Below are 25,085 nucleotides of genomic sequence, written 5' to 3' on the forward strand. Positions count from 1 at the left end.
CGGCGTTGATCAGCTCCCGCCGCCGCTCTCCCCAGCTAGGCCACTCATTGGCGGGCCCTCAGGAGCCGCCCCGGCCCACCGCGCGAGGCCTCAGCCCTCGTCGCCCTCCAGGTCCCCCTCGGTCTCCAGGAACGCGGCCTGCAGCTGCTCGATCAGCTCCGGGTCCGGCTGCTCCCACAGCCCCCGGCTCGCCGCCTCCAGCAGCCGCTCGCTGATCCCGTGCAGCGCCCACGGGTTGGCGCCCGCGAGGAACTCCCGGTTGACCGGGTCGAGGACGTACTCCTGGGTCAGCTTCTCGTACATCCAGTCCGCGACCACGCCCGTGGTGGCGTCGTAGCCGAACAGGTAGTCCACCGTCGCGGCCATCTCGAAGGCGCCCTTGTAGCCGTGGCGGCGCATCGCTTCGATCCAGCGCGGGTTGACCACCCGGGCGCGGAAGACCCGGGCGGCCTCCTCGGTCAGGGTGCGGGTGCGGACCGTCTCCGGGCGGGTCGAGTCGCCGATGTAGGCGGTCGGCGCCTTGCCGGTGAGGGCGCGCACGGTGGCCACCATGCCGCCGTGGTACTGGAAGTAGTCGTCCGAGTCGGCGATGTCGTGCTCGCGGGTGTCGGTGTTCTTCGCGGCGACGGTGATCCGCTTGTACGCGGTCTCCATCTCCTCGCGCGCCGGGCGCCCGTCCAGCCCGCGGCCGTACGCGTAGCCGCCCCAGACCGTGTACACCTCGGCCAGGTCGGCGTCGGTGCGCCAGTCCCGGCTGTCGATCAGCTGGAGCAGGCCCGCGCCGTACGTGCCCGGGCGGGAGCCGAAGACGCGGACGGTGGCCTTGCGCTCGTCGCCGTGCACCGCGAGGTCGGCCTGGACGTGGGCGCGCACGTAGTTCGACTCGGGGGCCTCCTCCTGGGCGGCGGCCAGGCGCACCGCGTCGTCCAGCAGGGCGACGACGTGCGGGAAGGCGTCCCGGAAGAAGCCGGAGATGCGCAGCGTGACGTCGATGCGCGGGCGGCCCAGCTCGTCCAGCGGGATCGGCTCCAGGCCGGTGACCCGGCGGGAGGCGTCGTCCCAGACCGGACGGACGCCGAGCAGGGCGAAGGCCTCGGCGATGTCGTCGCCGGCGGTGCGCATCGCGCTGGTGCCCCAGAGCGAGAGCCCGACCGAGGGCGGGTAGGCGCCGTCGTTGTCCGCGCGGTAGCGCTCGACCAGCGAGGAGGCGAGTGCCTGGCCGGTCTCCCAGGCGAGCTTGCTGGGGACGGCCTTCGGGTCGACGGAGTAGAAGTTGCGGCCGGTCGGCAGCACGTTGACCAGGCCGCGCAGCGGCGAGCCGGACGGGCCGGCCGGGACGAAGCCGCCCTGGAGCGCGTGCAGCACGGCGTCCAGCTCGTCGGTGGTGGCGGCCAGCCGGGGCACCACCTGGGTGGCGGCGAAGTCCAGCACCGCGCGGACCGCCTCCCGGACGGCCTCCGGCAGCCCGGCGGTGACCTTCTCGACCGCCTCGGGCGCCCAGTCCTCCGCCTCCATCGCCTCGACCAGGGCGCGGGCCTCGGCCTCGGCCGCGTCGGTGGCGCCCAGGGTCAGCGCCGCCTCGTCCAGGCCGAGCGCCTCGCGCAGGCCGGGCAGTGCGCTGACGCCGCCCCAGATCTGCCGGGCGCGCAGGATGGCGAGCACGATGTTGATCCGGTCGGTGCCGGTCGGCGCCTGGCCGAGGACGTGCAGGCCGTCGCGGATCTGGGCGTCCTTGACCTCGCAGAGCCAGCCGTCGACGTGCAGCAGGAAGTCGTCGAAGCCGTCGTCCTCGGGGCGCTCGTCCAGGCCGAGGTCGTGGTCGAGCTTGGCGGCCTGGATCAGGGTCCAGATCTGGGCGCGGATCGCCGGCAGCTTGGCCGGGTCCATCGCGGCGATGTTGGAGTGCTCGTCCAGCAGCTGCTCCAGGCGCGCGATGTCGCCGTAGGAGTCGGCGCGGGCCATCGGCGGGACGAGGTGGTCGACGAGCGTGGCGTGGGCGCGGCGCTTGGCCTGGGTGCCCTCGCCCGGGTCGTTGACCAGGAAGGGGTAGACCAGCGGCAGGTCGCCGAGGACGGCGTCCGGGCCGCACTCGGCGGACAGCGCGGCGGTCTTGCCGGGCAGCCACTCCAGGTTGCCGTGCTTGCCGAGGTGGATGACGGCGTGGGCGCCGAAACCGCCGTCCTCCTGGGCGGCCTCGATCCAGCGGTAGGCGGCCAGGTAGTGGTGGCTCGGCGGCAGGTCGGGGTCGTGGTAGATGGCGACCGGGTTCTCGCCGAAGCCGCGCGGCGGCTGGATCAGCACGAGCAGGTTCCCGGAGCGGATAGCGGCCAGCACGATGTCGCCGTCCGGGTTCTGCGAGCGGTCGACGTACAGCTCGCCGGGGGCCGGGCCCCAGTGCTCCTCGACCTGCTCGCGCAGGCCCTGCGGGAGGGTGGCGTACCAGCGGCGGTAGTCGGCGGCGGGGATGCGCACCGGGTTGCGGGCCAACTGGTCCTCGGTGAGCCAGTCCTGGTCGTAGCCGCCGGCCGCGATCAGCGCGTGGATCAGCGCGTCGCCCTCGTGGCCGCCGTCCTCGTCGTGGAAGGAGGGCAGGTCGTCCCCGAGGTCCATGCCCTCCGCGCGCAGCCGCTCCAGCAGCCGCACCGCACTGGCCGGGGTGTCCAGGCCGACGGCGTTGCCCACCCGGGCGTGCTTGGTCGGGTAGGCGGACAGCACCAGGGCGAGGCGGCGCTCGGCGGCGGGTACGTGCCGCAGCCGGGCGTGCTTTACGGCGGTGCCGGCCACGCGGGCGGCGCGCTCCGGGTCGGCGGCGTAGACGGTGAGGCCGTCCTCGTCCAGCTCCTTGAAGGAGAACGGGACGGTGATCAGGCGGCCGTCGAACTCCGGCACCGCGATCTGGGTGGCGGTGTCCAGCGGGGACAGGCCGTCGTCGCTGCCCTCCCACTGGGCGCGCGACCAGGTGAGGCAGAGCGCCTGGAGGATCGGGCGGTCGAGCGCGGCCAGCGCGCCCGCGTCCCAGGCCTCCTCGTCCCCGCCGGCCTGGGCGTCGGCCGGGCGGGTGCCGCCGGCGGCGAGCACGGTGGTGACGATCGCGTCGGCCTCGCCGAGCGCGGCCAGCAGCTCGGGCTCGGCGCCGCGCAGCGAGGCGCAGTAGTACGCCTTGGCCCGGGCGCCCTGGTCCTCGACGGCCCGGCAGAGGGTCTCCACGAACGCGGTGTTGCCGCTCATGTGGTGGGCGCGGTAGTAGAGCACCGCGACGGTCGGGCCCTCGGTCGTACGGGCTTCGCGCTCCAGCGGGCCCCACGCGGGGGCGGAGGCGGGCGGGGCGAAGCCGTGGCCGGTCAGCAGCACCGTGTCGGAGAGGAAGGCGCCCAGCTCGGCCAGGTTGGCCGCGCCGCCGTGGGCCAGGTAGGCGTGGGCCTCGGCGGCGATGCCGGCCGGGACGGTGGACAGCTCCATCAGCTGGGCGTCGGGGGCCTGCTCACCCGTCAGCACCACGACTGGGCGGGGGCCGGCCAGCAGTGCGTCCAGGCCCTCCTGCCAGGCGCGGCGGCCGCCGAGCAGGCGGACCACGACGAGCTCGGTGCCCTCCAGCAGCGCGGGCAGGTCCTCGGGGGTGAGCCGGGCCGGGTTGCCGAGCCGGTAGCGCACCGGGCCCTCGGAGGCGCGGGCGCTGAGCAGGTCGGTGTCGGACGTCGACAGCAGCAGGATCATGCGAAGGCCCTCCCGGCCTCGTGGGTGGCCAGGGCGGCCGGGATCTGGGTCGGGATCTGGACCGGGACGGCCGCGCGGGCGGCCGGTGACGCGGGCGCGGGCATGCGACAGCGCTGGAACATTTCTGCCTTCCTCGGGGTCCGCGCCCCGGGCCGGTGGAGGACGGCAGGAGTTCCTGGCTCCCGCGGCCGACCGGTCTACCGGTGAACCGCGGTCACAGTGGCGGGACCGCACCGGGTTCGCACCGGTTTCCTCCCCTGCGCCGTCGCTGGCGTGCGGACGGCCCGTAGGGACCGCCCGCCAGCATCGTACGGGGTGCGGCTGAGCTGGGGGAGGGTGAGCTTTCGGACGTCCGGCACCGGGGGCGTGGCGGGCCGGGTGTGATGCAGCGGACGGAGGCAAGCGATCGGATCATCTGTATGCTCGCCGCCATGCCACCGACACCCGACGCCACCGCGCCGGGCGCCGCAGGACCCGACCGGGAGGTGCCCGACCGGGGGCGTGCGGACGCCTGCCCCGGAGCGCTTCGTCTGCATGCGGCCGACGACGGCGCCCTGGCCCGCATCCGCCTGCCCGGCGGACTGTTGACGGACCGTCAGGCGCTCGCGCTGGCCGAGGCGGCCGAGGCCCTCGGCGACGGCGAGCTGGAGACCACCTCGCGCGGCAACGTCCAGCTGCGCGGCCTGGCCGCGCACTGCGCCGCCGAGCTCGCCGACCGGCTGCGCGCCGTCGGCCTGCTGCCCTCGGACACCCACGAGCGGGTCCGCAACATCGTCGCCTCGCCGACCGCCGGACTGGACCCGGCCGGGGCCCCCGGCCACGCCGATGTGCAGGCCTGGGTGCGGGAGTTGGACGCGCGCCTGTGCGCGAGCGACTGGGCGGCCGGGCTCTCCGGCAAGTTCCTGTTCGCGCTGGACGACGGGCGGGGCGACGTCGCCGCGCTCGACGCCGATGTGACATTGATCGCAGGCCCGGACGGCACCCGGCTGCTGCGCCTCGGGCGCGACGGCCACGGGCACCCGGTCGAGGCCGGGCAGGAGGTCGCCGCCGTCCTGGACGCGGCCCGCTCCTTCCTGGCGGCGCTGCGGACGAACGGGCGCAAGGCCTGGCACCTGCGCGAGGTCCCCGACCTGCTGCCGGCCGGCTCGGTGCCGCTGCCCGCCTTCGCCGGTGCCGCGCCCGCGGTCGGTGCGCTGCCGGGCGGGCTCTCGGTGGGCCTGCGGTTCGGCCGGGCGAGCGCCGGGCAGTGGCGGACGCTGGTCGACGCCTCGGCCGGCGAGCTGCGGCTGACCCCCTGGCGCGGGGCGGTGCTGCCCGGCGCTCCGGCCGACCAGCTGCCCGCGCTCGCCGCGGCCGGCTTCCGGACCGAGCCGGGCTCGGCCTGGGAGCGGGCCACCGCCTGCACCGGGCTGCCGGGCTGCGCCAAGTCGCTGGCCGACGTCCGTGCGGACGCGGCCCGGGCGCTGGACGCCGGTGCCGCCACGGAAGGCGCCGCTGGTGGGCTGCCCGTCCACTGGTCGGGCTGTGAGCGGCGCTGCGGCCATCCGGCCGGGCGGTGGGTGGACGTGCTCGCCACCGGGCACGGCTACCGGGTGACGGTGAACGGGACGGCGGGCCGACCGGCGGCCGGTGCGACCGCCGCCGATGCGACGGACGTCAATGCGGCGAGCGTCGACGTGACGAACGAGGAGATGGCCGAGGCGGTCGCCGAGGCCAGGAGGACCACGAAGTGATCGAGTACGAGAAGGACGGCGCGTCCATCTACCGCCAGTCCTTTGCCACCATCCGCGCGGAGGCCGATCTGGCCGCCCTCCCGGCGGACGTCTCCCAGGTCGCGGTGCGGATGATCCACGCCTGCGGGATGGTCGACCTGGTCGAGGACCTGGTGTACTCGCCCGGCGTGGTCGCCTCCGCGCGCGCCGCGCTGCACGCCGGTGCGCCCATCCTCTGCGACGTCAACATGGTCGCGAGCGGGGTCACCCGCAAGCGGCTGCCCGCCGACAACGAGGTGATCTGCACCCTCACCGACCCGTCGGTGCCCGAGCTCGCCCGCGCGATGGGCAACACCCGCAGCGCCGCGGCCATGGAGCTGTGGCTGCCCCGGCTGGAGGGCGCGGTGGTCGCCGTCGGCAACGCGCCGACCTCGCTGTTCCGGCTGCTGGAGATGATCGAGGCGGGCGCGCCGCGACCGGCCGCGGTGATCGGCGTCCCGGTCGGCTTCATCGGCGCCGCCGAGTCCAAGCAGGCCCTGGCCGAGCACCCGTCCGGCCTGGAGCACCTGGTGGTGCGCGGCCGGCGCGGCGGCAGCGCGATCGCCGCCGCCGCCATCAACGCGATTGCGAGCGAGGAAGAGTGACGGACCGTCAGAACACCACCACGGGCCGGCTGTACGGGGTCGGGCTCGGCCCGGGCGACCCGTCGCTGGTGACCGTCCGCGCCGCCGAACTCATCGGCAAGGCCGACGTGGTGGCCTACCACAGCGCCCGGCACGGCCGGTCCATCGCGCGCTCGATCGCCGAACGTTACCTGACGGGTGGTCAGATCGAGGAGAAGCTGGTCTACCCGCTCACCGTCGAGACCACCGACCACCCGGGCGGCTACCGCGGCGCGCTGGACGACTTCTACCAGGAGGCCGCCGCCCGGCTGGCCGCCCACCTGGACGCCGGCCGCGACGTGGTGGTCCTCGCCGAGGGCGACCCGCTCTTCTACGGCTCCTACCAGCACATGCACAAGCGGCTCGCGCACCGCTACCCGACCGAGGTGGTGCCGGGCGTGACCTCGCTCAGCGCGGCCGCCGCCCGGCTCGGGCAGCCGCTGACCGAGGCCGAGGAGACGCTCACCGTCATCCCCGGCACGCTGCCCGAGGAGGAGCTGACGGCGCGGATCGCGGCCGCCGACTCGGCCGTGATCATGAAGCTGGGGCGGACCTTCCCGACCGTCCGCCGGGCCCTGGAGCGGGCCGGGCGGCTGGCGGACGCGCAGTACGTGGAGCGGGCCTTCATGGCGGGGGAGCGCATCGCGCCGCTCGCCGAGGTCGACGAGGAGACGGTGCCGTACTTCTCGGTCGCGGTGCTGCCGAGCAAGGTCGCGCCGCTGGAGCCGGAGGTCCGGCTGTCGGACGGCGTCGGCAGCGTGACCGTGGTCGGCACCGGGCCGGCCGGACCGCTCTGGCTGACCGCCGAGGCGCGCGGCGCGCTGGCCGAGGCCACCGACCTGGTCGGCTACACCACCTACCTGGACCGGGTGCCGGAACGGCCGGGGCAGCAGCGGCACGGCTCGGACAACAAGGTGGAGTCGGAGCGCGCCGAGTTCGCCCTGGACCTCGCCCGGCGCGGGCACCGCGTCGCGGTGGTCTCCTCGGGTGACCCGGGGGTGTTCGCGATGGCCACCGCGGTGCTGGAGGTCGCCTGCGAGGAGGCGTACCGGGACGTCCCGGTACGGGTGCTCCCGGGGATGACCGCCGCCCACGCGGCCGCCTCCCGGGCCGGTGCCCCGCTCGGCCACGACTACGCGACGGTGTCGCTCTCGGACCGGCTCAAGCCCTGGGACGTGGTGGCGAAGCGGCTGCGCGCCGCGGCCGAGGCGGACCTGGTGCTCGCGCTGTACAACCCGGGCTCGAAGTCCCGGACCACCCAGGTCGGGCTCGCCCGGGACCTGCTGCTGGAGTACCGGGCGCCGGAGACGCCGGTGGTGATGGCCCGCGACGTCGGCGGCCCGACCGAGCGGGTGCGGATCGTCCGGCTGGGCGAGCTGGACCCGGCGTTGGTCGACATGCGGACCATCCTGCTGATCGGCTCCTCGCAGACCCGGGCGGTCGAGCGGGGCGGCGGCGTGGAGGTCGTCTGGACGCCGCGGCGGTACCCGGAGGAGTGACGGGCGAACAGATGACAGCGAACAGATGATGAAATCTGTTCGCTGTCATCTGTCATCTGTTCGCTGTCCGCCGTTCCCTGTAGGCCGCGGGCGGTCAGCGGTCAGCGGTCAGCGGTCAGCGGCCCGCCGTCAGCCGCTACCGGGTCGGCTTGGTGATCAGCAGCTCCGTGTTGTGGTCCCCGCCCGCGCCGAGCAGCGCCGTCGGGCGGCCGTTCGGGTCGTTGTACGACAGCTCGCGGTAGAGCGCCGCCAGGTTGGCGTCCGAGGTGCCGCCGAAGTCCGTCCCGTACGGTGCCGAGGACTCGATCAGCGTGGTGAACAGCGAGAGCGTGCCGTCCCCGTTGTCCGCGATCTCGATGATCCGCCCGTGCTGCGGGTAGTCGATGTGCGAGGCGGTGTTGATCTCCCAGAACGCCCGCTCCGGCACCGCGTGGCCGTGCGGCGTGATCTTGTTCATGTGGGTGTGCCCGTTCACCCACGCGACCACGTTCGGGTAGCGCTGGAGCAGCGCCACCAGCTCGTTGCCGTCGTGCCGTCCCTCGAAGATGTTGCGCGGGTCCGGCAGCAGGTTGCCCATCGTGCCGCTGGTGTGGTGGCTGAAGACGAGGACCAGCTCGTCCGTGCTCCCGCCCGTCACCCGGCGCCCGTCCGCGTCGTACCAGTGCCCGCTGTGCGCCTGCAACTGCTGCTCCAGCCAGCGCAGTTGCGTGGTGCCCAGCGAACCGTCGGCGAACCCGGCCTGGTTGGTGGTGTCCAGGCTGATGCCGACCACCTTCTCCGAGATGCGGAAGGTGTAGTAGAGCTTGCCGCTGTTCACCATGTCCGAGGTGAAGCCGTGCCCGTACGGGCCGGCGCCGGTGACCGCCGGGTTCAGGTGGGCCTTGGCGAACTCCTTGAGCGTGAACGGCCGGCGGCGCTCGTCCGGGGTGACCGTGCGCACCAGGTCGCCGTCCGCGAGCAGCTTGGCCAGCAGCAGCACGGCGCCCGCCGGGTCGCGGCGCAGCGAGTCCGCCAGCTGGGCGGCCGTGGCGTCGTCGCAGCCCTCCAGCTTGTACCGGCCGGTGTACAGGTCGTTCAGCAGCCCGAAGTCCGGGAGCGAGCCCTCGATGCTGTCGTCGTGGTTGCCGACCGTGGTGTACCAGGGCGTGCGCAGGCCCGGCGCGTCGAAGGGGCGGCCGGCCGCGGACAGGAAGCCGGGTATCTGCGGGAAGCCCTTCGCCTTGTAGCCGTCGGTGTAGGCGAGTTCGGGGTTCCAGTAGGCGGCGTTGCCGGAGTTCTGCACACCCTCGTAGCGGGTGGGGTCGCCGGTGTTCTGGGCCAGCCGACCGCCGCCCATGACCTTGAGGTACCAGTCGAGTTCGGCGAGCTCGTGGTTGTCGGTGTTGTCGCCGGTGGCCATCACCATGCTGAACGGCATCCCGGTGTAGGGGCCTCCGGCGAGCGAGTTGACCCGCTCGACGAGGGCCGACACACCGCGGGCGTTCAGGGCCTCCTGCGGCCGGTACGCACTGCCGTTGAGCTTGGCCAGGTACTCGAAGCGCACCGGGGACTCGGTGTCCACCAGGTGCAGGTCGCTGAACTGGACGAAGCTGGCGAGGCCGGTCCGGCGGTCGTCCCGCCCGGTGCTCGCCGAGGCCAGGTCGCCGCGCACCACCAGCGGCCAGCCCGGTCCGGCCGTCAGCCGCTTGTAGTCGCCGGTGCCGACCGGCGTGGCCACCTGCTCCAGCGTGGTCCCGCCGATCGTGACCGCCCGCGCGGCCGTCGTCGCCAGCGCCCGGTCGCGCGCCGCGGCCGAGGCGAACTGCGCGCCGCCCAGCGACAAGGCCGACCAGGCGGCGGCCACCGACGTACCCGTGAGGAACGTGCGCCGACTCATCCCTGCCACAAAAACCCCCACATACTGATGGCCCGGCGGGGCAGTCGGCCCCGGCCGGGCCCACGTGTGTCATGAACCCGCTTCTGGCGGACCGCCAGATTACTCACTGGTAGGCACGGCGGGCGAGGCCCGTGCGGCGAACTCTTCGGGAACGCGGGGCGGCGCTGCTGCGCACCCCGTGCACGAGGTCCCGCCGGACCGCGCACAACGCGGCCGCCGCCACCCCAGCGGGGGTCCGGCCGCCACCCCGGTCGGGTCCAGCCGGTGCCGGTGGGGGAAAATCGGCGACGGCGGCCGGTGCGGCCGCCGGAACGGAGCAGGACGGCGCTGGCGCCGTCGGAAACGGGGCGCAGGTGGCCGCAGCGGGAGCCGGGGCGGGAGCGGGCGGCCGGGCCGGCCAGCTGAAGAGCAGCGGTCTGCGGCCCGGCTGGACGACGGGCGCCTGCGCCACCGCCGCCACCAAGGCCGCGTACACCGCGCTGCTCACCGGCGAGTTCCCGGACCCGGTGGTCATCACCCTGCCCAAGGGCCAGCAGCCCGCCTTCGCCCTCGCCGCCGAGGAGCTGACCTCCGCCGCGGGGCCGGCCACCGCCGAGGAGCTGACCGCCGAGGGGCCGGCCGACGCCGGGGGGTCCGCCGCTGCGGCCGGCCGGCCGGCCACCGCCATGGCCGGGGTGGTCAAGGACGCGGGCGACGACCCCGACGTCACCCACGGCGCGCTGATCCGCTCGACCGTCCGCTCCGGCGAGCCCGGCACCGGCGTGGTGTTCCGGGCCGGTCCCGGGGTGGGGACGGTCACCAAGGCCGGCCTGCCGCTGCCCGTCGGCGAGCCCGCGATCAACCCGGTGCCCCGCCAGATGATCCGGGACGCCGTCGCCGAGGTGGCGGCCGCGCACGGCGGCAGCGGGGACGTGGTGGTCGAGATCTCGGTCGACCACGGCGAGGAGATCGCCCGGTCCACCTGGAACCCCCGGCTCGGCATCCTCGGCGGTCTCTCCATCCTCGGCACGACCGGGGTGGTCGTCCCCTACTCCTGCTCGGCCTGGATCGACTCGATCCGCCGCGGGGTGGACGTGGCCCGGGCGGCGGGGCGCACCCACGTGGCCGGCTGCACCGGCTCGACCTCGGAGAAGGTCGCGGTCGCGGAGCACGGGCTGCCCGAGGACGCGCTGCTGGACATGGGCGACTTCGCCGGCGCCGTGCTCAAGTACCTCAAGCGCCACCCGGTGCCCCGGCTGACCATCGCCGGCGGCTTCGCCAAGCTGTCCAAGCTCGCGGCCGGCCACCTCGACCTCCACTCGGCGCGCTCCCAGGTGGACAAGGGGTACCTGGCCGAACTGGCCCGGCGGGGCGGCGCGGACGAGGCGCTGGCCGGGGCGGTCGCGGGCGCCAACACCGCACTGGAGGCGGTGCAGTTGTGCCGGGCGGCCGGGGTGCCGCTCGGGGACCTGGTCGCCGAGGCGGCCCGGGCGACGGCGCTCGGCGTGCTGCTGGGCTCGCCGGTCGCGGTGGACGTCATCTGCATCGACCGCGCGGGCACCGTCGTCGGCCGGGCGGAGCCGCTGGGGCCGTGACATTGTCACGAGTGTCACGACGGCGTGACAACATCACCCGGTGATGTGAAGAACTGACGCCCATACGGGGTGAGAAACGGACAAATGGAGCACTGCGCCGGGCCCCCGTTCTGTCGTCATCTCAGTCATGAGATATCGTCTGGCGAGTGACAGGCGACTACCTCACCCGTATCGGCACCCTCATCCGTACCGCGCGCCAGCACCGCGGCTGGTCCCAGGCGCAGCTCGGAGAGGCCCTCGGAACCAGCCAGAGCGCGGTCAACCGCATCGAACAGGGCAAGCAGAACGTCAGCCTTGAGATGATCGCCCGCATCGGCGAAGCCCTCGACAGCGAGATCGTCTCCCTCGGGTACTCCGGCCCGATGCACCTGCGCGTCGCCGGCGGCACCCGGCTCTCCGGCGCGATCGACGTCCGCAGCAGCAAGAACGCCTGCGTGGCGATCCTCTGCGCCTCGCTGCTGACCACCGGCCGCACCACGATCCGCAGCGTCGCCCGGATCGAGGAGGTCTACCGCATCCTCGAGGTGCTCACCAGCATCGGCGTCAAGAGCCGCTGGATCAACGAGGGCCGCGACCTCGAACTGACTCCGCCCGCCGAGCTGGACCTCGCCGCGATGGACGTCGAGGCGGCCCGCCGCACCCGCAGCGTGCTGATGTTCCTCGGCCCGCTGATGCACCGTGCCCAGCACTTCGCCATCCCGTACGCGGGCGGCTGCGACCTCGGCACCCGTACCGTGCAGCCGCACCTGACCGCGCTGCGCCGCTTCGGCCTGGAGGTCGCCACCACCGGCGGCGCCTACCACGCCTCGGTCGAGCCGGGCGCCCCGCTGGACCGCCCGATCGTGCTGACCGAGCGCGGGGACACCGTCACCGAGAACGCCCTGCTGGCCGCCGCCCGGCACGACGGCGTCAGCGTCATCCGCAACGCCTCGCCCAACTACATGGTCCAGGACCTCTGCTTCTTCCTGGAGAAGCTGGGCGTGAGGATCGAGGGCATCGGCACCACCACCCTCACCGTGCACGGCGTCCCGGAGATCACCTGCGACGTCGACTACACCCCGGCCGAGGACCCGGTGGAGGCGATGAGCCTGCTGGCCGCCGCCGTCGTCACCTCCTCCGAGCTGACCATCCGCCGGGTGCCGATCGAGTTCCTGGAGATCGAGCTCGCGGTGCTGGAGGGGATGGGCCTCGACTACGACCGCACCCCGGAGTACCCGGCCCACAACGGCCACACCCGGCTGGTCGACCTCACCGTGCGCCCGTCCAAGCTGACCGCGCCGATCGACACCATCCACCCGATGCCGTTCCCCGGCATCAACATCGACAACGTGCCGTTCTTCGCCGCCATCGCCGCGGCCGCGCACGGCACCACGATGATCCACGACTGGGTGTACGACAACCGTGCGATCTACCTGACCGAGCTGACCCGTCTCGGCGCCGACGTCAAGCTCCTCGACCCGCACCGCGTGCTGGTCCAGGGCCCCACCCGCTGGCGTGCCGCCGAGATGATGTGCCCGCCGGCCCTGCGCCCCGCTGTGGTCATCCTGCTCGCCATGCTCGCCGCCCAGGGCACCTCCGTCCTGCGCAACGTCTACGTCATCAACCGCGGTTACGAGGACCTGGCCGAGCGCCTCAACTCGATCGGCGCCCGGATCGAGACCTTCCGCGACATCTGACGAAACGTCATGTCACTGAGCGGCCTCACCCGTTGAGGCCGCTCAGCAGCATTGCGACGTCCAGCCCGGTGTCCAGGTAGTCCACGAACACCGGGTTGTTCAGCGCCCACGGCGAACGCCGCTGCCGAACCAGCCGGACCGCCTCACCGCTTCCGCACCCGAGACCGACCAGCGCCTGTGCCACCACCAGGCCCGAGCGGTTGTACCCGGAGTGGCACCGCACCAGCGTCCGCCGCCCCCGACGGGCAGCCGCCGAGGTGATTTCGGCCGCCTCCTGGACGGCGCGCAGCTGGCCGGGGGAGAGCGGGGCGTCCGGCACCTCCCGGACGACGTGCTCCACCTCCGGGGCCGGGCCGTGCCCGGGGAGCGTGAACAGGCTGACCACCAGGTCGAACTCGGTGCCCACGACCGCGAGTTCCAGCTCGCCGCCGGGCGGGGTGAAGTAGTGCCCGCCCATCCAGAGCCCGGGGACGATCTCGTTCCAGGGCTCCGAGGGCCCGGGGGTCTCGCGTTCCTTCTGGCGGGTCCGCACGGGTCTGCTCGCTCCCTCGCTGTCGGTGCCGCTCCGGCCGTGTCCGGTGGTCTCCGGGGCTACTCGCCGGTGGTGCCGTCGAGGTGCTCGCGGAGGAGGTCGGCGTGGCCGTTGTGGCGGGCGTACTCCTCGATCATGTGGGTGAGGATCCAGCGCAGCGAGAAGACCTCATCGCCGTAGTGGCCCAGGACGTCCAACGACTCGGCGGCGGCCACGAGTTCCCTGGCGTGGTCGCACTCGCGGCGCCAGATCGCGAAGGCCTCGTCCGGGTCGGCGGTCTCGACGTCGAACTCGGCGAAGGAACCGTCGGGACGCCCCCAGAAGCCCCGCACGTCCTCGCCGTTGAGCACGTTGCGGAACCAGCTGCGCTCCACCTCGGCGAGGTGGCGGACCAGCCCGAGCAGCGAGAGACCGGAGGGTTCCAGCACGCGGGCGCGGAGCTGTTCCACGGTGAGCCCCGCGCACTTCATCGCGAGGGTGTCGCGCTGATGGTCCAGGAAGCCCGCCAGCGTGGCGCGTTCGTCGGCGGTACGAGGGGTCCGGGTGCGCTGGTCATCGGTCATCGGGCCATCCTGCCCGTCATCCGCCCGGCCCGCCCGCGATTTCCCCGGGCGTACCGGCACGGGCCACCCCCGGTGCCGGCGAGCCGAGAGTCGTCGACCGGCGCTCGACGGGGCCCGCTTCGGGCCGTACGCTCCTCCCCGTGACGTTGGGGGACGATCTGCTGCTGCTCGCCGTCCATCCGCGCTCGGGGCGGGTCCACCGGCCCGAGCGGATGGATCTCGTGCTGCGGGCCGCGGAGTTGCTGGAACTGTTGCTGGCCGGGCGGATCGGGGTGACCTCCGGCCGTCCGCGGATCGTGGTCGAGAGCGCCGCGCCCACGGCCGACCGGCGGCTGGACACGGTGCTCCGCCTGCTCGGTGAGGCCTCGCCCGCGCCGACCGTGGGGGAGTGGCTGAAGCGGAGTTCGCGCGGTACGACGCTCTCGTACCTGTCCCGGCTGGAGGGCCAGGGGGCGCTCACGGTCGACCGGCGGGCGAAGCGGTACGCCGGGTCGCCGGCGCCGATCACCCTGCTGGACCGCGCCCGGCGCGCCGACCTCAGGAGGCGGGTGGCCGGGGCGGCCGGTGATCCGGAGCGCACCGCCGCCGACCACGCGCTGGCCGCGCTGGTGAACACCGCGGGCCTGTCCCGCCGGCTCTACCGCGGCCCGCACCGGCGGCCGCTCCGCCGTCGGCTCGCGCGGCTCGCGGAGAGCGCCCCGCTCGCGCTCGGCGCGGTGGCGGCGCTGGTGCCCGGGGACGCGGAACTCGCCGCGGCGATATCCGAGGCGGTCAGCACCGGGGTCAGGGAGCTGAACAGCCAGTTGAGCAAGGAGCTGCGGGCGGAGCACCGCATGGAGGACGCGGCGGGCGGTCACCACGGCCACCACGGTTCCGGCGGTCACCACGGCCATGGCGGCGGTCACGGCGGCTACGGCGGGGAGCCGTAGCCGCCGGGCGCCCGCCCTACCCCAGCCGCTCCAGCCAGCGCAGCGCGCCCGGGACGTCGGGTGCGACCGGGACGCCCTCCGGGAGCGGCGGGCGCTCCACGACGATGACGGGCAGTTGGAGCACCCGGGCGGCGGTCAGCTTGGGGGCGGTCGCGGCGCCGCCGCTGTCCTTGGTGATCAGGACGTCGATGTCGTGCTCGCGCAGCAGCGCGTCCTCGCCCGAGACGGTGAACGGGCCGCGGTCCAGCAGGACTTCGAAGGACGGCGGGAACGGCGGCTCGGGCGGGTCCACCGAGCGGGCGATGAAGTGCGCCCCGTCGACGTGGGCGAAGGCGGCGACGCTCTGCCGGCCGGTGGTGAGGAGGACCCGCTCGCCGCGCCGGGGCAGCAGGTCGGCCGCCGCGGCGAGCGAGGGGACGGGGAGCCAGCGGTCCCCGTCCACCCGGGTGAAGCCGGGGCGGCGCAGCACCAGCAGCGGGACACCGGTGGCGGCGGCCGCGAGCGCGGCGTTGTGCGAGATGCCGGCGGCGAACGGGTGGGTGGCGTCCACCACCGCGTCCACGCCCTCCGCACGCAGCCAGTCGGCCAGGCCCTCGGGGCCGCCGAAGCCGCCGATCCGCACCTCCCCGGCGGGCAGCCGGGGCTGGGCGACCCGGCCGGCCAGCGAACTGGTGACCCGGAGTGCGGTGGGGGCGAGTTCGGCGGCCAGCAGGCGCCCCTCGGTGGTCCCGCCGAGGATCAGGACGTGCCGCATCACGCCCCGCAGGGCTCGTGCGGGCGCTCGCGGTCCGCCGAGTAGAGGTGGCTGTCGCGGAACTGGTCGGCGGCCAGCGTCCGGCCGACGATGATGACGGCGGTGCGGACCACGCCCGCCGCCTTGACCTGCCCGGCGATGTCGCCGACGGTGCCGCGCAGCACCAGCTCGTCCGGGCGGCTGGCCATCGCGACCACGGCGGCCGGGCAGTCGGCGCCGTAGTGCGGGAGCAGCTGCTCGACCACGTCGTCCACGTACCCGGCGGCCAGGTGCAGGACCAGCAGGGCGCCGCTGCGGCCGAGGGTGGCGAGGTCCTCGCCCTCGGGCATCGGGGTGGCGCGCTTGGCGATCCGGGTGAGGATGACGGTCTGGCCGACGGTCGGGACGGTCAGCTCCCGCTTCAGCGCGGCCGCGGCGGCGGCGAAGGCGGGCACGCCGGGGACGACCTCGTACGGCACGCCGGCCGCGTCCAGGCGGCGCATCTGCTCGGCGACGGCGGAGAAGACGGACGGGTCGCCGGAGTGCAGCCGGGCCACGTCCTGGCCGGCCTCGTGCGCGGCGACCAGCTCGGCGGTGATCTGGTCCAGGTTGAGCTGCGCGGTGTCGATCAGGCGGGCGCCGGGCGGGCACTCGTCCAGCAGCTCGCGCGGGACCAGGCTGCCCGCGTACAGGCAGACCTCGGCGCGGGCCAGGATACGCTGGCCGCGCAGGGTGATCAGGTCGGCGGCGCCCGGGCCGGCTCCGATGAAGTGGACGGTCACGAGGCGTTCTCCTGGGGGGTCGCGGACTTCTGGGTGTCGGCCTTGCCTGCGCCGACCGTAGCGGCATCCGGCTCATCGACAGCGGGCTTGACGGCGGACCACTGGGTGACCGGCATGGCCTGGCGCCACCCGGTGAAACCGCCGACCGGGACGGCGTGGGCGACGGCGAGTTTGACCAACTCCCCGCCGTGGCGCCGGTACCACTCGGTGAGCAGCGCCTCGGACTCCAGCGTCACGGTGTTGGCGACGATCCGGCCGCCGGGGCGCAGCGCGGCCCAGCAACTGTCCAGCAGGCCGGGCGCGGTGAGGCCGCCGCCGATGAACACGGCGTCGGGGGTGGGGAGTTCGGCGAGCGCGGCGGGGGCGGGGCCGGTCACCACCCGGAGCCGGGGGACGCCGAGCGCGGCGGCGTTGCGGGCGATCCGACCGGCCCGCACCGGGTCACGCTCGATGCTGACGGCCCGGCAGTCGCGGTGGGCGCGCAGCCACTCGATGGCGATCGAGCCGGAGCCGCCGCCGACGTCCCAGAGCAGTTCGCCGGGGGAGGGGGCCAGGGTGGCGAGGGTCGCGGCGCGGACGTGGCGCTTGGTCAGCTGGCCGTCGCTCTCGTACGCGGTGTCCGGCAGGCCGGGGACGAGGGAGGTGCGGGGGCCGTCGCGGAGGTCGACGGCGATGACGTTCAGCGGGTCGCCGGGCGGGTGCGGCCAGCCGTCGGCGGGGCCGTCCAGCCGGCGTTCGGCCGGGGCGCCGAGCTGTTCGAGCACCCGCAGACGGGCGGTGCCGTAGCCGCGCGTGGTGAGCAGCTCGGCGACGGCGGCCGGGGTGGCCGCGTCGGCGCTGAGCACCAGCAGGCGGCGGCCGGGGTGGAGGGCGAGGGAGAGGGTGTCCAGCGGTCGGCCGACCAGGCTGACCACCTCGGTGGCCTCCAGCGGCCAGCCGAGCCGGGCGCAGGCGTAGGAGACGGAGGACGGGTGCGGCAGCACGCGCAGGCGCTCGGCGCCGACGGTCTCGGCGAGGGTGCGGCCGATGCCGTAGAACATCGGGTCGCCGCTGGCCAGGACGGCGATGCGGCGGCCGGCGTGGGCGGCGAGCAGTCCGGGGACGGCCGGGCGCAGCGGGGACGGCCAGGGGACGCGCTCGGCGGCGACCTCGTCGCGGGGGAGCAGGTCCAGCTGGCGGGGGCCGCCGACGACGACTTCGGCCGCCCGCAGCGCGGCCCGGGAGCCGACGGCGAGGCCGGGCCAGCCGTCGGCCCCGATCCCGACGACGGTGATCGGGGGTGGCAGCTCGGGCACCGGGTGGCTCCTCGTCGTTCGATGGGCCCATGAGTCGATAGGCCGATGTGTAGGGAAAACCGACTAGCCGGGGCAGCCTACCTGGCGGTCCGTGAGCGCTTCGGCGTCACCCGTCACCCGTCATCCGTCACCCCTCCTCCTCCCAGACCCCCGACTCGATCAGCGCCGGCTGCTCCCGCAACCGCGCCTCGGCCCGCGGCCCGGCGAAGTAGACCCAGGCCTGCCGCGGCTCGCCGGTCGCCGTCCGCACCGTCGTCCGCCGCCGCACGTACAGCCCGGTCCCGTCCGCCCGGCAGTCCTCCAGCCGGTCCAGCGCCGCCAGGGCTCCGGCGTACGCGCCCGGGCGTACGGTGACGAGCTCGCCCAGGATCCGGCGCCCCGGCGCCGGGTCCGGGACCGCGTACGGGAAGCCGGGGCCCTCGTGTAGCGCGGCACCCTCCAGTACCGCCGGCCGGACGTCGGCGCAGCGCCCGGCCAGGTGGACGGCATGATTGCGGCCGCCGCTGCGCAGCGTGCCGTACACGAAGAACGGCAGCGCCTCCTCGGGTGCGGACAAGGGTTCGACCTCCTCGCTGGGGAGCGCCCACCGTACGTCCTGCGGTCCGATTCCTGATACCGACTGGCGCACCGGGCCGTCCATGCGCTCTCATGTCGGTTGTTCGGCCAGCACCGTCCAAGGGGGACACGCATGACATGGTCCACTTCACCGTCCCAACCGGCCGAGGTCCCCGGCTCAGCCCCCGACACCCCGACCCCCGCTCCTGAAACCGACGCCAGAACCGAGGCCGCGGCCGACGCGATCCCTGCCCCGCCCCCGCCGGCCGACGCCCTCCCCGCCTCCCGCCTCGGCGGCGCGGTCTGGCTGGCCCTCCTCGTGGTCTACGTCGTCTGGGGCTCGACCTACCTGGCGATCCGGGTCGCGGTGGAGACGATGCCCTCCTTCCTCTCCGCCGCCGCCCGCTTCGTCACCGCCGGCCTGCTGCTGGCCGGCTACCTCCTGGTGCGCCAGGGCCCGGCCGGACTGAAGGTGACCCGGCGGCAGCTGGCCTCCTCCGCCCTGGTCGGTGTGCTGCTGCTGACCGGCGGCAACGGCATGGTGGTCCTGGGCGAGACCTCCGTCCCCTCCGGCCTGGCCGCCCTGCTGGTGGCCGCGGTCCCGCTCTGGATGGTGGTGCTGACGGCCGTCGGCGGTGACCGCCCGAGGCCGGCCGAGCTGGCCGGGGTGCTGCTCGGACTGGTCGGCCTCGGCGTCCTGTCGGCCCCCGCCATCGGCGGGTCGATCGAGCCGGGCGGCGTGATCCTGATCATCGGCGCCACCCTGCTCTGGGCGACCGGCTCCTTCGTGAGCAAGAAGATCCCGATGCCCGGCAACGTGCTCGCCGCGAGCGCCTACCAGATGCTGGCCGGCGGCCTCGGCAACCTGCTGGTCGGACTGGGCCGCGGCGAGCAGCACGGCCTGGACCTCGGGGCGATCTCCGGCCGGTCCTGGCTGGCCCTCGGCTACCTGGTGGCGTTCGGCTCGCTGCTCGCCTTCACCGCCTACGCCTGGCTGCTGCGCTCCGCCCCGCTGACCCTGGTGGCCACCTACGCGTACGTGAACCCGGTGGTCGCGGTGCTGCTGGGCTGGCTGATCCTGGCCGAGCCGCTGACCGGCCCGACCGTCGCGGGCGGCGCGATCGTGGTGGCGGGCGTCTGTCTGGTGGTGAGCGTCAGCCGACGCCCGGGCCGCTCGTCGCGCGCCGGGAGTCCGGCGAAGGCGCCGTCCGTCCGGAGGTGAGCGCGCCGCGGCCGCCGGCACCGCGCTGAACCGTCGTCCGGACGGATCGTCCCGGCCGCCCGACCGGGACGATCCCCGCCACGGGGCCGCGGACACGCACGTCCGCTGTCGTTGGGACCGCGGCCGGTGGCCACGCTGCCGCTACGCCCACGCTGCCGCTACGCCGACGTTGCCGCTACGCCCACGCTGCCCGCTGGACGTGACGGCTCGGTCGGCCGTGACGGCTCAGAAGCTGTGCGGCGGCTTGCCCGTCCACCAGTTGCCGGGCGCGTCCGGGTCGCGGCTGGTCCAGAACTCGATGATCGCGTCGGTGAACTCGGCCGCGGAGAGCACGCCGTCCCCGTCGGTGTCGAGGTGGCGGAAGGCCTCGTCGGCGTCGTCGCGGGAGAGGTCGGCGAAGTGGCCGCGCTGGAAGACGAAGAACTCGCCCGCGTCCACCGTCCCGCTGCGGTCGGTGTCGGCGACGGCGAGGAAGGCCGCCGCGAGCGCGCCGAAGATCTCGCGCGCGGCCTCCGGGTCGTCGGCGAGTGCGCCGGTCGAGGCGACGAACTGCTCACGGGTGATCGCCTGGGTGCCGGCGGGCAGCCGGGCGAGGTGCAGGTCGTGCCAGATCGTCAGGTAGGCGCGGACTATCACGGCCTCCGCGTCGGAGCCCTCCTGGTGGCCGAGCGAGCGGGCCACCGAGAGGCCCATCAGGACGTGGTCCCGCTCGGTGAGCACGTCGTCGCCGTCGGCGTCGAGGTGGTCGAAACCGTGGTTGATCTTTGCGATGAGCAGGTCGTCCGACAATTGTGCCCCCTCAGTTGGTGATTCCTTGCCCGGGTCTGCTGCGTCACGTCGCCTGCACGCTAGCGCCTCGAGCCTGACCGGCGCAGCCGAACGAACCGCGAACGACCTGCCGCTTCACCCGTACGCCGCGACCTCCGACGCCGCCGCCCGCCGGGCCGGTCGTTCCGGACGGGCCTCGACCGTCTCGGTGCGCCGTTGGCTCAGCGCACCGCTGGCTCAGTGCGCCGCCGCCAGCAGCTCCCTGGTGTACTCCGTGTGCGGCGCGTCGAACAGCTGGTCCCGGTCGGTGGACTCGACCAGCCGGCCCCGGTGCATCACCGCCACCCGGTCGCAGAAGTGCCGGACGACGGCGAGGTCGTGGGAGACGAACAGGAAGGCGACGCCCAGCCGTTCGCGCAGCTCCATCAGCAGGTTGAGCACCTGGGCCTGCACCGACACGTCGAGCGCGGAGACCGGCTCGTCGGCGATGATCAGGCGCGGCTGCGGGGCCAGCGCCCGGGCGATGCCGATCCGCTGGCGCTGCCCGCCGGAGAACTCGTGCGGGTAGCGGTCCAGGTGCCCGGCCTCCAGCCCGACCTGCTCCAGCAGTTCGGCGGCGCGCTCCCGCCGTTCGGCCGGGCCCAGCGTGGTGTGCAGGCGCAGCGGGGTGTCCAGGGTCCGGGCGATGGTCCGGCGCGGGTTGAGCGAGGCGTACGGGTCCTGGAAGACCAGCTGGATCTCCCGGCTGAGCCGCTTCCGCAGCTCCTGGTCCGGCCGGGTGACGTCCTGCCCGTCGTACCGCACCGTTCCGCCGGTGGGCCGTTGCAGCCCGGCCAGTACCCGCGAGGTGGTGGACTTGCCGGAGCCGGACTCGCCGACCAGCCCGAGCGTCTCGCCGGGCGCGATCCGCAGGCCGACGCCCTCGACCGCCCGGACCGGTTCGGCCCGCAGACCGGGGAAGCGCCGGCGCCCGGGGAAGTGCACGGACAGGTCGTCCACCTCGACCAGCCACCGCTCGGGACGCTCGACCGTCCGCGGCCGGAACGTCCGTGACGGCTCCGGCTCGTCGACCGTCGGCAGGGCGGTGCCCGGCACCGAGTCGAGCCGGAGTGCCGCGCCCACCAGCGCCCGGGTGTACGGCTCGCGCGGTGCGGACAGCAGCTCGGCGGTCGGCGCGGACTCGATCTCGACCCCGCCGCGCAGCACCAGCGTGCGGTCCGTCGTCCCGGCGACCACGCCCAGGTCGTGGCTGACCAGTAGCACCGCCGTGCCGTGCTCGCGCTGCAACTCGCCGAGCAGGTCGAGGACCTGCCGCTGGACGCGGGCGTCCAGGGCGGTGGTCGGCTCGTCCGCGATGATCAGCCGGGGGTCGTTCATCAGCGCCATCGCGATCATCACGCGCTGGCGCATGCCGCCGGAGAACTGGTGCGGGTAGTCGCGGGACCGGGCCGCCGGGATGCCGACCCGGTCGAGCAGATCGGCCGCCCGCCGGCCCGCCTCGGCACGGCCCGCGCCCGGGTGGTGCAGCCGGTACATCTCGGCGAGCTGGGCGCCCACGCCGTGGAAGGGGCTGAGCGAGGTGAGCGCGTCCTGGAACACCAGCGCCGCCGTCCCGCCCCGCACCCCGCGCAGCGCGGACTCCTCGGCGCCGACCACTTCCTGCCCGCCCAGCCGGATCGAGCCGGTGACGGTGGTGGTGCGCGGGTCGTGCAGGCCGAGGACGGCGAGCCCGACGGTGGACTTGCCGGAGCCCGACTCGCCGACCAGGCCCAGGACTTCACCCGGCGCGAGGTCGAAGGAGAGGCCCCGGACGGCGGTCACCGGCGCGCCGCCGCGCGGGTCGGCGAAGGTGACGGTCAGGTCGCGGACGCTCAACACCGGCTCGGCGGTCGGCGCTTCGGCGGCGCGCGCGGCGGCGGTCGGCGCTTCGGTGGCCCGCGCTTCGGCGGCCTTCACCTCGGCACCCGGAACAGTGGACTTCATCGCAGGACTCCCCATCAGCTCAGCCGCACACGCGGGTCGAGCCAGGCGACCGCGAGGTCGGCCAGCGCGACGAACAGCACCATGAAGCAGGCGGCCAGCAGCACCGCGCCGACCACGGCGGGCAGATCCTGCCCGCCGACGGCCTCGGCGGCGAACCGCCCGACCCCGTTCAGCCCGAACACCGTCTCGGTGATCACGGCTCCGCCGAGCAGCACCCCGGCCTCCAGCCCGATCAGCTGCACCAGCGGTCCGGCGGCGCCGCGCGAGGTGTACTTCAGGTGGGCGCGCAGCCGTCCCAGGCCCTTGCCGCGGGCGGTGCGGACGTACTCCTCGTTCATCGTCTCCAGCAGCTGCGAACGCGAAAGCCGGGCGAACACAGCCGAGTTGACGAAGCCGAGGACGATCCAGGGGAGCAGCATCCCGCCCGCCCAGGCGACCGGGTCGTCGGCCGGCGGGGTGTAGGAGGGGAGCGGCAGCAGCCCGGTGGAGTACACCAGCAGCCACTGCGCGACGTACCCGAGGAAGTAGATCTGCACGCTGGCGCCGACCAGGGTGAAACCGGACAGCAGCCGGTCGGTCCGCCGCCCGTGCCGCAGCGCGGAGACGAACCCGGTGCCGAGGCCGAACACCAGCAGGACGACGAGCGCTCCGGCGGTCAGCGAGAGGGTGACGGGCAGGTGGTCGGCCAGCGCCTCGCTGACCGGCTGGTGCAGCCGGTAGGAGTAGCCGAGGCAGGGGGCGTCGCAGTGGATGGTCGAGCCGTCCACGTCGCCGATGTCCCGCCCGGCGACGACCCCGACCAGGTAGTCGGTGTACTGGGTGAGCAGCGGCTGGTCCAGGCCCATGCTCTGGCGCACCGCCGCGACCTGCCCGCTGTCGCAGCGCGGGCCGCAGGCGGCGCGGGCCGGGTCGGCGGGCGCGGCGTAGAAGAGGGCGAAGGCGGCGGCGGAGACCGCGACCAGGACCGCGAGGGCCTGGGCGGTCCGCCGCAGGACGAAGGAGAGCATGGCCGATCCGGGGTCGACGTGACGGGGAGGGCGTTACGGGGCAGGCAGGCAGGCAGGCAGGCAGGCAGGAGGCAGGCAGGCAGGCAGGTCAGGGCCGCCAGGGCAGGGCAGGCGGGAGGGGCCCGCCCCCCGTCCCACCGGTGAACCGGGGGACGAGGGGAACGGGGGACGGGCCCCGGCACTCAGGACTTCAGGTACAGCCAGGCCAGCGAGACGGTCCCGTAGATCGGGTGGATGAACGCCCCGCCGACGTTGCTGCCGCGCAGCTGGTTGACCGTCGGGTAGGCGAACGGCAGCACCGGCACGTCCTTCATCACGGTCTGCTCCAGCGCGTACAGCTCCTTGGCCTTGGCGCGCGGCTCGCCGATCTGGTTGATCCGGTCGATCTCCTTGTCGACCTCCGGGTTGCGGTAGAGCGCGGAGTTGATGTCGCTGCCGGCCCGGCCGTCGAAGGAGAACGGGATCAGGGTGGACGGGGTCGGCCAGTCGACCGAGCTGGTCTCCTCGAACAGGTCGTACGGCGAGTCGGCGCGGTGCACCTCGTCCAGGAAGGCCTTGGGGTCGATCGGCTTGGGCACGACGGTGATCCCCGCCTTGCCGAAGCCCTCGACCAGCACCTGGGCGACGCGCTGCCCGACCGGGGTGTTCCGGTAGCCGTAGGTCAGGCTGGCGGGGGCCTGCTTGGCCTTGGCGAGCTGGGCCTTGGCGGCCTCCGGGTCGCCCTCGGGCTTGACCGGGTAGAGGTCGTACTTCTGCCAGTCGATCAGCGCGGGCGAGCTGAGCGTGGTGGCCAGTTCGCCGGTCCGGGCGCCGCCCTGGACCTGGCGGGCCTGCTGGCGCGGATAGGCCAGGTGCAGCGCCTTGCGGACCTCGACGTCCGGCACCCGCTGGTTGTTGATCATCAGCTGGGTGACGAAGGCGCCCTGCCGGCCGGAGACGACCAGCTCCTTGGCCTTCGGGTCGGTGTCGGTGGTCTGGTACAGCTCGGCGGAGAGCGTGTCGGACGCGGTGGTGGCGTTGGCGCCGCCGTCCCGTCCGGAGAGGATCTCCTGGTTGAGGTTGAGCGACTCCTTGCCGTACGTGAAGACGAACTTCTCCGGGTACTGGTTGCGGATCGGGTCGGTCTCGGGCTTCCAGGCCGGGTTGCGCTCCAGCACCATGCGGGTGTTCTGGACGTGCTCGACGATCCGGTACGGCCCGGTGGCGAACGGCAGGCGGTCGTAGTCCGTCCCGGTGTCCTTGTCCCGGCGCACCGGCGAGGAGGAGGACTGCGCGGCCATGTACGGGACGTCGGCCTGCGGCTGCGGGAAGTGGAAGACGATGGTGCGCTCGTCGGGCGTCTCGATCGCGTCCAGGTCGCCGGCCTGCGGGCCCGCGTACTTGGCGCGCGCCGCCTCGTAGCTGGCCTCGCCGGTGAGCCACTGCGGCCAGTACGGCGGGCCGACCTCGTAGCCCTTGCCGAAGGTGCGCTCGATGCCGTACTTGACGTCCTGGGCGGTGATCGGCCGGCCGTCCTCCCAGGCGACGCCCTGCTTGAGCTTGTACGTCCAGGTGCGCCCGCCGTCGGCGGGGGTGCCGGTGTCGGTGGCCAGGTCGCCGACCAGCTTGGCCTTGCCGTCCACGACCTGGTACTGGGTCAGCTGGCGGCCCCAGAGCAGCGAGGCGTTGTAGGTGGCGCCGGCGTAGACCTTCTGCGGGTCGAGGTGGCGGAACTCGACGCTGTTGTACACGTTCACGGTGCCGCCCGCCCGGGCGCCCTGGACGGCCGGGGCCGGGCCGGCGCTCTCCTGCTCGCTGCCGAGCACGGCGGTCAGCGGGGAGGTCTCCTTGGCGGAGGCCCCGGCGGCGGCGCCGGAGCCGGCGGTGCTGCCCGCGCCGGCCGAGCAGGAGGTCGCCAGCAGGGCGGTGGCGATGACGGCGAGGGACGGTCTGGTCCAGCGCATGGCGGATCTCTCCTTGTCCCGGCGGCTCGTGCCGGGACGGGCTCGGGTTGATGGTGGGGA

General features: G+C 74.3%; 20 protein-coding genes and 1 riboswitch. Of the genes, 7 read left to right on the top strand and 13 right to left on the bottom strand.

Features of this window, described 5'->3' with window-relative positions; all coding sequences use genetic code 11:
* Positions 1 to 90: 90 nt before the first annotated feature.
* Together cobN and ABZW03_RS02750 are read right to left on the bottom strand one after the other, a co-directional pair.
* A complete protein-coding gene (gene cobN, locus ABZW03_RS02745) occupies positions 91 to 3,714 on the bottom strand; it encodes a cobaltochelatase subunit CobN (RefSeq protein ID WP_355251103.1) in 3,624 nt (1,207 codons plus the stop codon).
* On the bottom strand, positions 3,711 to 3,836 hold the full coding sequence (locus tag ABZW03_RS02750; RefSeq protein ID WP_355251106.1) for a hypothetical protein: 126 nt from the start codon (positions 3,834 to 3,836) through the stop codon (positions 3,711 to 3,713). The genes cobN and ABZW03_RS02750 overlap by 4 nt, the downstream gene beginning before the upstream one ends.
* 47 nt (positions 3,837 to 3,883) lie before the next feature.
* Positions 3,884 to 3,969, bottom strand: a riboswitch (cobalamin riboswitch).
* 176 nt (positions 3,970 to 4,145) lie between these two features.
* Between ABZW03_RS02750 and ABZW03_RS02755 the strand changes: the two genes are divergently transcribed.
* Genes ABZW03_RS02755 through ABZW03_RS02765 form a run of 3 tightly spaced genes read left to right on the top strand, consistent with a single transcriptional unit; the run spans position 4,146 to position 7,587 of the window.
* Positions 4,146 to 5,447 carry a cobalamin biosynthesis protein CobG gene (locus tag ABZW03_RS02755; protein ID WP_355251109.1) on the top strand — a complete coding sequence of 434 codons (1,302 nt, stop codon included), beginning with the start codon at positions 4,146 to 4,148 and terminating at the stop codon, positions 5,445 to 5,447.
* A complete protein-coding gene (locus ABZW03_RS02760) occupies positions 5,444 to 6,070 on the top strand; it encodes a precorrin-8X methylmutase (protein WP_355251112.1) in 627 nt (208 codons plus the stop codon). The genes ABZW03_RS02755 and ABZW03_RS02760 overlap by 4 nt, the downstream gene beginning before the upstream one ends.
* Positions 6,067 to 7,587 carry a precorrin-2 C(20)-methyltransferase gene (locus ABZW03_RS02765; protein ID WP_355251114.1) on the top strand — a complete coding sequence of 507 codons (1,521 nt, stop codon included), beginning with the start codon at positions 6,067 to 6,069 and terminating at the stop codon, positions 7,585 to 7,587. Before ABZW03_RS02760 ends, ABZW03_RS02765 begins: the two co-directional genes overlap by 4 nt.
* 136 nt (positions 7,588 to 7,723) lie before the next feature.
* On the opposite strand, the gene ABZW03_RS02770 is transcribed toward ABZW03_RS02765, so the two are convergent.
* Complete coding sequence (locus ABZW03_RS02770) at positions 7,724 to 9,463, bottom strand: TIGR03767 family metallophosphoesterase (protein WP_355251117.1); 1,740 nt, start codon at positions 9,461 to 9,463, stop codon at positions 7,724 to 7,726.
* 353 nt (positions 9,464 to 9,816) lie between these two features.
* Here ABZW03_RS02770 and ABZW03_RS02775 point away from each other — a divergent pair, with 353 nt between their 5' ends.
* Positions 9,817 to 11,037 (top strand): cobalt-precorrin-5B (C(1))-methyltransferase, encoded by a 1,221-nt coding sequence (locus tag ABZW03_RS02775; RefSeq protein WP_355251120.1) that lies wholly within the window; start codon positions 9,817 to 9,819, stop codon positions 11,035 to 11,037.
* Positions 11,038 to 11,183: 146 nt separating this feature from the next.
* On the top strand, positions 11,184 to 12,713 hold the full coding sequence (locus tag ABZW03_RS02780; protein WP_355251123.1) for a UDP-N-acetylglucosamine 1-carboxyvinyltransferase: 1,530 nt from the start codon (positions 11,184 to 11,186) through the stop codon (positions 12,711 to 12,713).
* A 25-nt stretch (positions 12,714 to 12,738) separates the two neighbouring features.
* Here ABZW03_RS02780 and ABZW03_RS02785 read toward each other — a convergent pair whose 3' ends face one another.
* Both ABZW03_RS02785 and ABZW03_RS02790 read right to left on the bottom strand, forming a co-directional pair.
* Positions 12,739 to 13,245, bottom strand: coding sequence for a protein phosphatase (locus ABZW03_RS02785; RefSeq protein ID WP_355251126.1), 507 nt, complete (start codon positions 13,243 to 13,245; stop codon positions 12,739 to 12,741).
* Positions 13,246 to 13,304: 59 nt separating this feature from the next.
* Positions 13,305 to 13,808: a DinB family protein gene (locus tag ABZW03_RS02790; RefSeq protein WP_355251129.1), complete on the bottom strand. Its 504-nt coding sequence runs from the start codon at positions 13,806 to 13,808 to the stop codon at positions 13,305 to 13,307.
* 140 nt (positions 13,809 to 13,948) lie between these two features.
* On the opposite strand from ABZW03_RS02790, the gene ABZW03_RS02795 reads away from it, so the two are divergent.
* Complete coding sequence (locus ABZW03_RS02795) at positions 13,949 to 14,737, top strand: GPP34 family phosphoprotein (protein ID WP_355251132.1); 789 nt, start codon at positions 13,949 to 13,951, stop codon at positions 14,735 to 14,737.
* Between the two features lie 16 nt (positions 14,738 to 14,753).
* Here ABZW03_RS02795 and ABZW03_RS02800 read toward each other — a convergent pair whose 3' ends face one another.
* From ABZW03_RS02800 to ABZW03_RS02815, 4 genes are all read right to left on the bottom strand, one after another.
* Positions 14,754 to 15,491 (bottom strand): cobalt-precorrin-6A reductase, encoded by a 738-nt coding sequence (locus ABZW03_RS02800; protein ID WP_355251213.1) that lies wholly within the window; start codon positions 15,489 to 15,491, stop codon positions 14,754 to 14,756.
* Entirely contained in the window at positions 15,491 to 16,252 is a 762-nt protein-coding gene (gene cobM, locus ABZW03_RS02805; RefSeq protein WP_355251135.1) for a precorrin-4 C(11)-methyltransferase, read from the bottom strand. The genes ABZW03_RS02800 and cobM overlap by 1 nt, the downstream gene beginning before the upstream one ends.
* Entirely contained in the window at positions 16,249 to 17,547 is a 1,299-nt protein-coding gene (gene cbiE, locus ABZW03_RS02810; RefSeq protein WP_355251138.1) for a precorrin-6y C5,15-methyltransferase (decarboxylating) subunit CbiE, read from the bottom strand. Before cbiE ends, cobM begins: the two co-directional genes overlap by 4 nt.
* 127 nt (positions 17,548 to 17,674) lie before the next feature.
* Positions 17,675 to 18,103, bottom strand: a complete 429-nt coding sequence (locus ABZW03_RS02815; RefSeq protein WP_355251141.1) for a gamma-glutamylcyclotransferase family protein — start codon at positions 18,101 to 18,103, stop codon at positions 17,675 to 17,677.
* Positions 18,104 to 18,235: 132 nt separating this feature from the next.
* Between ABZW03_RS02815 and ABZW03_RS02820 the strand changes: the two genes are divergently transcribed.
* Positions 18,236 to 19,324 carry an EamA family transporter gene (locus ABZW03_RS02820; RefSeq protein WP_355251144.1) on the top strand — a complete coding sequence of 363 codons (1,089 nt, stop codon included), beginning with the start codon at positions 18,236 to 18,238 and terminating at the stop codon, positions 19,322 to 19,324.
* Between the two features lie 225 nt (positions 19,325 to 19,549).
* Here ABZW03_RS02820 and ABZW03_RS02825 read toward each other — a convergent pair whose 3' ends face one another.
* From ABZW03_RS02825 to ABZW03_RS02840, 4 genes are all read right to left on the bottom strand, one after another.
* A complete protein-coding gene (locus tag ABZW03_RS02825; RefSeq protein WP_355251147.1) occupies positions 19,550 to 20,113 on the bottom strand; it encodes an EF-hand domain-containing protein in 564 nt (187 codons plus the stop codon).
* Positions 20,114 to 20,329: 216 nt separating this feature from the next.
* On the bottom strand, positions 20,330 to 22,075 hold the full coding sequence (locus ABZW03_RS02830) for an ABC transporter ATP-binding protein (protein WP_355251150.1): 1,746 nt from the start codon (positions 22,073 to 22,075) through the stop codon (positions 20,330 to 20,332).
* Between the two features lie 14 nt (positions 22,076 to 22,089).
* On the bottom strand, positions 22,090 to 23,082 hold the full coding sequence (locus ABZW03_RS02835; RefSeq protein WP_355251153.1) for an ABC transporter permease: 993 nt from the start codon (positions 23,080 to 23,082) through the stop codon (positions 22,090 to 22,092).
* A 182-nt stretch (positions 23,083 to 23,264) separates the two neighbouring features.
* On the bottom strand, positions 23,265 to 25,025 hold the full coding sequence (locus tag ABZW03_RS02840) for an ABC transporter substrate-binding protein (RefSeq protein ID WP_355251156.1): 1,761 nt from the start codon (positions 25,023 to 25,025) through the stop codon (positions 23,265 to 23,267).
* Positions 25,026 to 25,085 lie beyond the last annotated feature (60 nt).

Source organism: Kitasatospora sp. NPDC004799, assembly GCF_040609095.1.
In the GTDB taxonomy this organism is placed as follows: Bacteria; Actinomycetota; Actinomycetes; order Streptomycetales; family Streptomycetaceae; genus Kitasatospora.

What these genes read in the sequence shown, in the direction of transcription:
- ABZW03_RS02750 (WP_355251106.1), bottom strand. Translation starts at nt 3,836, where the DNA reads ATGTTCCAGCGCTGTCGCATGCCCGCGCCCGCGTCACCGGCCGCCCGC.
- ABZW03_RS02800 (WP_355251213.1), bottom strand. Translation starts at nt 15,491, where the DNA reads ATGCGGCACGTCCTGATCCTCGGCGGGACCACCGAGGGGCGCCTGCTG.
- ABZW03_RS02830 (WP_355251150.1), bottom strand. Translation starts at nt 22,075, where the DNA reads ATGAAGTCCACTGTTCCGGGTGCCGAGGTGAAGGCCGCCGAAGCGCGG.
- ABZW03_RS02835 (WP_355251153.1), bottom strand. Translation starts at nt 23,082, where the DNA reads ATGCTCTCCTTCGTCCTGCGGCGGACCGCCCAGGCCCTCGCGGTCCTG.
- ABZW03_RS02770 (WP_355251117.1), bottom strand. Translation starts at nt 9,463, where the DNA reads ATGAGTCGGCGCACGTTCCTCACGGGTACGTCGGTGGCCGCCGCCTGG.
- ABZW03_RS02790 (WP_355251129.1), bottom strand. Translation starts at nt 13,808, where the DNA reads ATGACCGATGACCAGCGCACCCGGACCCCTCGTACCGCCGACGAACGC.
- ABZW03_RS02755 (WP_355251109.1), top strand. Translation starts at nt 4,146, where the DNA reads ATGCCACCGACACCCGACGCCACCGCGCCGGGCGCCGCAGGACCCGAC.
- ABZW03_RS02840 (WP_355251156.1), bottom strand. Translation starts at nt 25,025, where the DNA reads ATGCGCTGGACCAGACCGTCCCTCGCCGTCATCGCCACCGCCCTGCTG.
- ABZW03_RS02820 (WP_355251144.1), top strand. Translation starts at nt 18,236, where the DNA reads ATGACATGGTCCACTTCACCGTCCCAACCGGCCGAGGTCCCCGGCTCA.
- cobN (WP_355251103.1), bottom strand. Translation starts at nt 3,714, where the DNA reads ATGATCCTGCTGCTGTCGACGTCCGACACCGACCTGCTCAGCGCCCGC.